Here is an 8,718-nt window from a genome sequence, read left to right as displayed (position 1 = left end):
CCGCGCGGCGCCGGGCGTTTGGGCCGCCCGGTCGGGACGGTGCCCGCTGGCCGGCCGGTTCCGCCCCCGCTGGCCCAAGCCCGGCGCCCGCGTGGACGAGAGCGAGCACGCTCGATCGCAGCGCGCTCGAGGCCGGCCCTCCCGAGCTTCCCGGCACCGCACCGCACCGAACGGCACGGCCCCGATCCGCCGGAACGGCCGCGCAAGGGGGAAAGCGCCGGGCGGACCTGGTCGGGTTGGGCGCTGCGCTCGCAACTCCCTTCCGAGCAGGCCATTTTGCGCCTGCTCGGTGCCATGCCGTTGGCGGCCGACGACGCCTGGCAGCGCCAGCAGCGCTCCATGCCGGTCGAGGCGATGGCCGGGCCGGCGCCGCGGGCGAAGGTACAGCCCCACGCCCCGGAAGTTCCACCCCGGGCCACCCGACCGACGGCCCCCGCAGACCCAGCCCGAATCGCCACCACCTCGACGGACGTGACCGCCGGATGCTGTCGCCATCTGCATCCGCGCCTTCTGTAGGCAGCGGATGTGGGCGGTGGCGTGGTCGAGCAGCCGCTCGCGCCGGCGCGGGGGCGTGTGCGTCAAGTTCCGCCATGAATGACGGCCGCGGAGCTGGCGGCGCGGTTCGGGTCGAGAAGCCGGCCTGGGCAACATCGAGACCGCTCCAGCTTCGCCTGACGCTTCGCCCAACGCTTTCACCGCGACGGCATGGACGAGCGTCTCGTCTGGGCCTGCCACTCGTGCTGCGCCGCAGCCCTAGCGGATCGTCCTCGCGGATGCGTGAGGCAGATGTTCAGGAAACGAATTTCTCCGATGACCACGCCATCGGGTGTTGGCCTTGACTCAGCTCTGGATGCTTCCCTCCCCTACCCGGATCGGGCCCTCGGCGCGGCCGTGGATGAACTGATCGACGAACGGGTTGCCGCTGTCGTCGATCTGCTCGACCGGCCCCTCCCAGACGATCCTGCCGCCGTGGAGCATGGCGACCCGGTCGGCGATCTTGCGCACGCTCTGCATGTCGTGGGTGATCGAAAGCGCCGTGGCGCCGAGCTGCCGCACGCAGCGGACGATGAGGTCGTTGATCACGTCGGCCATGATCGGGTCGAGCCCGGTCGTGGGCTCGTCGAAGAACAGGATCTCGGGCTCGTGCGCAATGGCGCGGGCGAGGCCCACGCGCTTTTGCATGCCGCCCGAGAGCTCGGCCGGCATCAGGTCCGCGACCTCGGGGCCGAGGCCCACCATGGCGAGCGTGCGCACGGCCCGCTCTCTGGCTTCCCGACGGTCGATCCGCCGGGTGGCGAGGAGGCCGAAGGCCACGTTCTCCCAGACCGGCAGGCTGTCGAAGAGAGCCGCCCCCTGGAACAGCATGCCGAACTTGGTGCGCAAGGCATCCATGGTCTCGCGGCTGGCTCCCACGACCTCGATCCCGTCGACCTTGATCGAGCCGCTGTCGGCCGTGAGCAGGCCGAGGATGCACTTGATCAGCACCGACTTGCCGGTGCCCGAGCCGCCGATGACGACGAGCGAGCGGCCCGCCGGCACGTCGAGATCGAGCCCTTGCAGCACCTTCTTGGAGCCGAAGCTCTTGGTGAGGCCGCGGATGACGATCTTGGGGCTCGAAGGAGCGCTGGTATCCGGGGTCAAGATGGTCTGCCTAGCGGCTGAAGAACAGCTCGGTGACGACGTAGTTGGCGGTCAGGATCAGGATCGAAGCCGAGACCACGGCTTTGGTCGTGGCGGCACCCACACCTTGCGCCCCTCCCTTGGAGTGGTAGCCCTGAAAGCAGCCCATGAGCGCCACGATGAAGCCGAACACGGCCGCCTTCACCAGTCCCGAGACCACGTCCTGCGTCTCGAGATACTGCAACGTGCGGTTGATGTACTCGACCGGCCCGAAGCCGAGCTTGTAGGTGCTGACGAGATAGCCGCCCATGACGCCGATGATGTCGGCGACGAGGACGAGAAGCGGCAGCATCAGAAGCCCGGCCAGAAGCCGCGGAAACACGAGATAGCGCAAGGGATCGGTCGAGAGCGTCGTGAGCGCGTCGATCTGCTCGGTGACGCGCATCGTGCCGAGCTCGGCCGCCATGGCGGCGCCCACCCGGCCCGCGACCATGAGGCCGGCCAGGACCGGCCCGAGCTCTCGCGTCATCGACAGGACGACGATCGTCGGGATGGCATTGCCGGCCTCGAAGCGGGAGAAGCCGGTATAGCTCTGCAGCGCCAGCACCATGCCGGTGAAGATCGCGGTGAGGCCCACGACCGGCAGCGAGTAGTAGCCGATCTCGAGCATCTGCCGCAGCATCTGGCGCGGATAGAACGGTCCGCGCAGACCGCCCGCGATTGCCTGCACGGCGAACAGGACGAACTCGCCCACCGTCTCGCACAGGACGAGCACGACATGGCCGATGGCGGCGAGCGGGTTCATGCCGGAGGTCTCTGAGGGCGAAGGACCGTGGACATGCGAGCCGCCGTAGCCGACGGCCCCGCTCACGTCAACCTCGCACACCGCGGGGCTCAACCATAATAGTGATCCGGGTATTGGCCCAGCTCCAGATTGTTGAAGCGGCCGAAGTTCGCGTCGAACTGGAGCTGGATGGAGCCGATCGGCCCGTGCCGCTGCTTGGCGATGATCACCTCGGCCTTGTTGTGGATCGCTTCGAGCCGGCGCCGCCATTCCTCGTAACGCAGGTCGAACTTCTCCTTGCTCTCGCCCTCGCGCTGAGTCGGTATCGCACGCGAGAGATAATATTCCTCGCGGAACACGAACATGACCACGTCGGCGTCCTGCTCGATCGACCCCGATTCGCGCAGGTCCGAGAGCATGGGCCGCTTGTCCTCGCGCGTCTCGACCGCACGCGAGAGCTGCGAGAGGGCGAGCACCGGCACGTTGAGCTCCTTGGCCATGGCCTTGAGCCCCTGGGTGATCTCGGTGATCTCCTGCACCCGGTTACCCTGGCTCTGCACCGAGGTGCCGCGCAGGAGCTGGAGATAGTCGACCACGACGAGATGCAGGCCCTGCGTGCGCTTGAGGCGCCGGGCGCGGGTGCGCAGGGCCGCGATCGAAAGTGCCGGCGTGTCGTCGATGAAGAGCGGCATCGTGCCGAGCTCCTGGCTCGCCTGGACGAGCAAGGGCCACTCCTCCTCGCTGATGTCGCCGCGCCGGAGCCGGTCCGATTCGATCCGCGCCTTGCCGGAGAGCAGGCGGGTCGCGAGCTGCTCGGCCGACATCTCGAGCGAGAACACGCCGACGACGTAGTTGCGGTGCTTGGTGTTCTCCTGCTCGGCGTGGACGTTGGGCTGGGCCGCGGCGTTGGCGGCGATCGTCACGGCGAGCGCCGTCTTGCCCATGCTGGGCCGTCCGGCCAGGATGATGAGATCGGAAGGCTGCAGGCCGCCCAGCTTCTCGTCGAGGCCGGTGAGGTCGGTCGGCACGCCCGAAACCTTGCCCACCTTGTGCCAGGCACTCTCGATATGCTTGACCGCGGCCGTCAGCACCTGCGGGAACGGCCGGAACTCGCCCCTGGCCTCGCCCTCCTGCGCCAGCGCGAAGAGCGCCCGCTCGGCGAGCTCGATCTGCTCGCGGCCCGTCTCCGACGCGGTCCGATCGAAGGCCCGGTTGACGACCTCCTCGCCGACCGCGATCAGGCCGCGCTTGAGCGCCAGATCGTGGATGATGTGGCCGTACTCGACCGCGTTGATGATGGTCTCGGCGGCGTGCGCTAGATCCCGCAGATATTTCGAGCCGTCGAGCTCACGCAGCGCCTCGTCCTCCTCGAACAGGAGCTTGAGGGTGACCGGGTCCGCGAGCTGCCCGCGCGCGATCCGCTCGGCGCAGCGTTCGAAGATCCGCTGGTGCACGGGCTCGAAGAAATGCTCGGGCCGCAGGAACTCGGCCACGCGATGGTAGGCCTCGTTGTTGACGAGGATGGCGCCCAGGAGGGACTGCTCGGCCTCGATGTTGTGCGGCTGGACGCGAAAGACGGCGGCTTCGTCGGGCGCCACGGGCGCGAGACTCCTCGATGGTGCAGGAAACGGGAGTGACCTCCTCTAGCACGGCTGCGCGGGCGTTGCAGGCGTGCTCGCGCCACGCCTGTGGGTGAATCGGGGGATCGTTCCTGGGGCAAGCTGTTGGAGACCTGTCGATCGCGCGAGCGGCGACGTGCTGCCGGTCCGCGTGGAGCGGGCTCGGGCGGCTGGGGATGGCCGGAGGCGAGCTTTCCGCGCCACGCACCGCAGCCGGTCCCGCGGCCGACGGCGGGGTGCCATGCTTCCGGCGGCTCTTCCCTTCCCGCTCGGGCCCGATGCCGCCATTGCTCGCGCCGAGACCGGATCCAGCTCCACACGGTCGCTCCGTCGCCTCTGGAACACCTTGGCAACATGAGGCCCGCGCCGTTAAGGAACGATGAACCCGATCACGCCGGACGGTCCTTCGCCATGCCTTCCCTCGTCGCCGCCGACATTCTGCGCGGCACCCAGCGCCTGCTGCTCGATCTCGGGCTGACCTCGCTGCCCGAGTTCACGCTCGCCACCGGCCGGAGGGTCGATCTGATGGCGCTCGGGCCGGACGGTCGCTTCGTCGCGGTCGAGGTCAAGTCCTCGCGCGCGGACTTCCTGAGCGACCAGAAATGGACGGACTATCTCGCTTACGCCGACCGGTTCTATTTCGCGGTGGCACCCGGCTTCCCGCTCGACATCCTGCCGCCCGCCGAGGGGCTGATCGTGGCTGACCGCTACGCGGCGAGCCTGCTGCGGCCGGCCTGCGAGCGCACCGTGCCGGCGAGCCGCCGCCGGGCCCTCCTGCTCCGCTTCGCGCGCACGGCGGCGCTGCGGCTGCAGGGTGCTGCCGACCCCGACGCCCTGTCCGAGCCGGCGTGAGGATCAGACCACCTCGGCGAGCCACTCCTCGATCAGGAAGCGGGCGATGCTGTCGGGGCTCGGCAGCCGGACGGGGCGGTTCGGCTCGTCCAGAAGTTCGGCCCGCCCGAGCCAGCGCGCGTCCTCGATCTCCTCGGGATCGGGCACGAGCCGGGTCGAGCGCGCCTGCGCGCGAAAGCCCAGCATCAGGGACTGCGGGAACGGCCAGGGCTGCGAGCCGCGATAGATGGCACTCTCGATCTCGACCCCGACCTCCTCCAGCACCTCGCGGGCGAGCGTCTGCTCGAGCGACTCGCCGGGCTCCACGAAGCCCGCGAGCGTGGAGTACATGCCGGGCGGAAAGCGCGGCGAGCGCGCCAGCAGGCACTGCTCGCCATGGGTGACGAGGACGATCACCGCCGGATCGGTGCGGGGAAAATGCTCGCGGCCGCAACCGGGGCAGCGGCGCGCATGGCCGCCCTGGACGGCGAGGGTCGCGGTCCCGCACCAGCCGCAATGGCGGTGGCTGCGGTGCCAATGGCCGAGTGCACGCGCTTCGGCCAGCATGGCGGCCTCGCCCGCCGGCAGGAGCAGGCTCACGGCACGAAGCTCCATCGGCCGCCCCGCCGGCGGCGGGCGATCGCCGAGATCGAGCGCGAACCAGGCGGCACCTTCGCGCTCGCCCAGGAACACGGCCTCCTCGGGCAGGCTCTCCCCGAGCTCGCCCAGGCTCGGGGCATAGGCATAGGGAGCTTCCTCGGGGCCGATGATCGCGACCTTGAGATCGGACAGGAACACGACCCGTGTTCCAGGGTCCCGACGGCGCGCGTCGAGCCAGGCGGCATCGCGGCGGCGATGGGCCGCGCGGTCGAGGCCGGGATTCACGTAGACCTGGGGCGAGGCGGCAGGGACGAAGGGCATGCAGGCTCCCCGGCGGGACAAGATCGCGGGACGACCCACGAGATAGCGCAGCGGGCCGCCTCGCGCACTCTTGCGCATTTCTCCCGGAACCCCGATATAGGGGGCGGAAGGCTGGCGGCGGACGGCGCTCTCGCCAAACCGGTCAGGTCCGGAAGGAAGCAGCCGTAACGAGCTTCGCGTCGGGTCGTCGTCCAGTCTTCCGCTTCGTGCCCACCGATCCCGATGGATTCCCACCTGCAGCGCCCCGCGTCCTACCGGGTCCTCGCCCGCGCTTACCGGCCCGCGCGGCTCTCGGCGCTGATCGGTCAGGACGTGCTCGTCCGCACGCTGCGGAACGCCTTCGCCTCGGGTCGCGTTGCGCACGCCTTCCTGCTCTCCGGCATTCGCGGCATCGGCAAGACGACCACCGCCCGGATCATCGCCCGCGGCCTGAACTGCACCGGCCCCGACGGCCGGGGCGGACCCACGCCCGAGCCCTGCGGCGTGTGCCCGAGCTGCCGGGCGATCGACGAGGACCGCTCGCTCGACGTGATCGAGATGGACGCGGCCTCGCAGACCAAGAAGGAGGACGTGCTCGACCTTCTCGAGGGGATCAGCTTCGTCCCGACCTCCTCACGCTACAAGATCTATATCCTCGACGAGGTCCACATGCTCTCGGAGAAGGCGTGGAACGCGCTTCTCAAGAGCGTGGAGGAGCCGCCGCCGCATGCGAAGTTCATCTTCGCCACGACCGAGATCAGGAAGGTCCCGATCACGGTGCTCTCTCGCTGCCAGCGGTTCGAGCTGCGCCGGGTCGATGCCGAGACGCTGGCGCGCCATCTCGCGGCGATCTGCGAGAAGGAAGGGATCGAGGCGAGTCCGGATGCCCTGATGCTGATCGCCCGCGCCGCCGAGGGTTCGGTGCGCGATTCGCTCTCGCTGCTCGATCAGGCGATCGCCACGAGCGAAGGTCCGGTCGCGGCCGATCTGGTTCAGGCCATGCTCGGCCTGGGCGACCGGCTGCAGCTCCTCGATCTGTTCGATGCCGTGATGCGAGGCGTGGCCGCCGAGGCGCTCGACCGCTTCCAGTCTCTCTATGCGCTGGGCGCCGAGCCCGTGGCGGTCGTTCAGGACCTGCTCGAGATCGCGCACTGGCTCTCGCGGCTCAAGGTGAAGCCCGACGCCGCCTCGAGCCTGGGCCTCGCCGCCCAGGCGGCGGAACGCGCACGCGTCATGGCCGAGGGACTGTCGCTGCCGGTGCTGGCGCGGGCGTGGCAGATGCTGCTCAAGGGCATCGACGAGGTCCGCACCGCCCCCGATGCCGCGGCCGCGGCCGAGATGCTGCTCCTGCGGCTCGCCTGCGTCAGCGACCTGCCCCCGCCGGGCGAGCTCGCACGCATCCTGCGCGATGGCGGCGTCCTCGGCAGCGCGCCTGCGGCAGCGCCGGCAATGCGGCCGCAGCCCACCCCGACGCGCCCGTCGCTGGTGCCGACATCGGTCGGGCGGGGCTCGGCATCCGCCGTGGCGAGGAGCCCGGAGCCGCCGACGCCACCGCGACCCGCGATGCCCGCCGCCGAGCCCCGGAGCTTCGCCGACCTCGTCGCTCGTCTACGCAGCCATGGCGAGGCCCCGCTCGCCGCCTGGCTGTTCCAGAGCGCCCATCCGATCCGGTTCGAGCCCGGCCGTCTCGAGCTGCGCCTGGAGCCGGGCGTTCCTGCCGACATCGTGAACCGGCTGATCGAGGCGCTCGCCAAGCTCACGGGCCGGCGCTGGATGGTAGTACTCGGGAGCGCCACGGGCGAACCCACGCTCGCGCAGCAGGCGGCCGCGACCAAGGAGGCGAGGCTGGCGGAAGTGCGGCAGGATCCCGATCTACAGCAGATCCTCTCGGCGTTTCCGGGTGCCGAGATCGTCGACATCCGCCCGAAGAGCGGCTAGGGCCCAAAGCTTCGCGACCCTCGCCAGGAAGGAATTGGGAGAGCCATGAAAAATCTCGGCAACATGCTCAAGGAGGCGCAGAAGCTGCAGGCGCGGATGGCCGAGATGCAGCAGAAGCTCGCCGAGAGCGAGATGACCGGCTTGGCCGGCGGCGGCCTCGTCAGCGTCACGCTCAACGGCAAGGGCGAGATGCGCAAGGTGAAGATCGATCCCTCCCTCGTCGATCCCAACGAGGTGGAGGTGCTCGAGGATCTGATCGTCGCCGCCTGCAACGACGCCAAGTCCAAGATCGACGCCCATCTCCAGGCCGAGATGGGCAAGCTCACCGGCGGGCTGCCTCTGCCGCCGGGCTTCAAGCTGCCGTTCTGATGGCCGCCGTCGAGATCGACCGCCTCGTCCGCCTCCTGAGCCGGCTGCCGGGCCTGGGCCCGCGCTCGGCCCAGCGGGCAGCACTCGCGATGCTGAAGCGCCGCGACACGCTGATGCTGCCGCTCGCCGACGCCCTGCGTGCCTGCGCGGAAGCCGTGCATCCCTGCAGCCGGTGCGGCAATCTCGACAGCACCGATCCCTGCGGCGTGTGCCGCGACCCGCAGCGCGATGCACGCACGCTCTGCGTGGTGGCGGAGGTCGAGGATCTGTGGGCGATGGAGCGCGCCGGCATCTTCAAGGGCCGCTACCAGGTGCTGGGCGGCACGCTGCGGGCGCTCGACGGCATCGGCCCCGACGAGCTCGGCGTCGACCGCCTGCTCGGGCGCGTCCGCGAGGACGAGGTGCGCGAGGTCATCCTGGCGCTGGGTGCTACGGTCGACGGCCAGACCACGAGCCACTATCTCGCCGAGCGGCTCAGGCCTCTGGGCTGCACGGTGAGCCGGCTCGGCCACGGCGTGCCGATCGGCGGCGAGCTCACCTATCTCGACGAGGGCACCCTGGACGCGGCCTTGCGCTCGCGCCAGCGGGTCGCTTGACCGCTTCGCCGCAAGTCCTTACCTCACCAGCCATCTTTCACGACTCGAGACCCTGCGCTGA

Annotated in this window: 8 protein-coding genes and 1 other RNA gene; 5 read left to right on the top strand and 4 right to left on the bottom strand. The window is 69.9% G+C overall.

Annotated elements, in window-relative coordinates:
* Nucleotides 1-840: 840 nt before the first annotated feature.
* The 3 genes from U1T56_RS05120 to U1T56_RS05110 form a co-directional block, all read right to left on the bottom strand.
* Nucleotides 841-1,641, bottom strand: coding sequence for an ABC transporter ATP-binding protein (locus tag U1T56_RS05120; RefSeq protein ID WP_418158358.1), 801 nt, complete (start codon nucleotides 1,639-1,641; stop codon nucleotides 841-843).
* Between the two features lie 10 nt (nucleotides 1,642-1,651).
* Complete coding sequence (locus U1T56_RS05115) at nucleotides 1,652-2,425, bottom strand: MlaE family ABC transporter permease (protein ID WP_418158370.1); 774 nt, start codon at nucleotides 2,423-2,425, stop codon at nucleotides 1,652-1,654.
* 89 nt (nucleotides 2,426-2,514) lie between these two features.
* Complete coding sequence (locus U1T56_RS05110) at nucleotides 2,515-4,002, bottom strand: replicative DNA helicase (RefSeq protein WP_418158357.1); 1,488 nt, start codon at nucleotides 4,000-4,002, stop codon at nucleotides 2,515-2,517.
* A gap of 432 nt (nucleotides 4,003-4,434) precedes the next feature.
* Between U1T56_RS05110 and U1T56_RS05105 the strand changes: the two genes are divergently transcribed.
* The gene (locus tag U1T56_RS05105) at nucleotides 4,435-4,875 is read left to right on the top strand and encodes an MmcB family DNA repair protein (RefSeq protein WP_418158356.1); all 441 of its coding nucleotides are present in this window, start codon (nucleotides 4,435-4,437) and stop codon (nucleotides 4,873-4,875) included.
* A gap of 3 nt (nucleotides 4,876-4,878) precedes the next feature.
* Here U1T56_RS05105 and nudC read toward each other — a convergent pair whose 3' ends face one another.
* Nucleotides 4,879-5,775 (bottom strand): NAD(+) diphosphatase, encoded by an 897-nt coding sequence (gene nudC, locus U1T56_RS05100; protein WP_418158355.1) that lies wholly within the window; start codon nucleotides 5,773-5,775, stop codon nucleotides 4,879-4,881.
* A 105-nt stretch (nucleotides 5,776-5,880) separates the two neighbouring features.
* Here nudC and ffs point away from each other — a divergent pair.
* The 4 genes from ffs (at nucleotide 5,881) to recR (ending at nucleotide 8,657) form a co-directional block, all read left to right on the top strand.
* Nucleotides 5,881-5,979, top strand: an RNA gene (ffs, locus tag U1T56_RS05095) — signal recognition particle sRNA small type.
* A gap of 18 nt (nucleotides 5,980-5,997) precedes the next feature.
* Nucleotides 5,998-7,692 (top strand): DNA polymerase III subunit gamma/tau, encoded by a 1,695-nt coding sequence (locus tag U1T56_RS05090; RefSeq protein WP_418158354.1) that lies wholly within the window; start codon nucleotides 5,998-6,000, stop codon nucleotides 7,690-7,692.
* A gap of 45 nt (nucleotides 7,693-7,737) precedes the next feature.
* Nucleotides 7,738-8,061 (top strand): YbaB/EbfC family nucleoid-associated protein, encoded by a 324-nt coding sequence (locus tag U1T56_RS05085; protein WP_418158353.1) that lies wholly within the window; start codon nucleotides 7,738-7,740, stop codon nucleotides 8,059-8,061.
* Complete coding sequence (gene recR / locus U1T56_RS05080; RefSeq protein WP_418158352.1) at nucleotides 8,061-8,657, top strand: recombination mediator RecR; 597 nt, start codon at nucleotides 8,061-8,063, stop codon at nucleotides 8,655-8,657. The genes U1T56_RS05085 and recR overlap by 1 nt, the downstream gene beginning before the upstream one ends.
* The last annotated feature ends 61 nt before the right edge of the window (nucleotides 8,658-8,718 follow it).

The organism is Benzoatithermus flavus, assembly GCF_037908215.1.
Lineage (GTDB): Bacteria > Pseudomonadota > Alphaproteobacteria > Geminicoccales > Geminicoccaceae > Benzoatithermus > Benzoatithermus flavus.
Note: the sequence above shows the minus strand (reverse complement) of the source record. Positions and strands in the feature narration are given on the sequence as shown.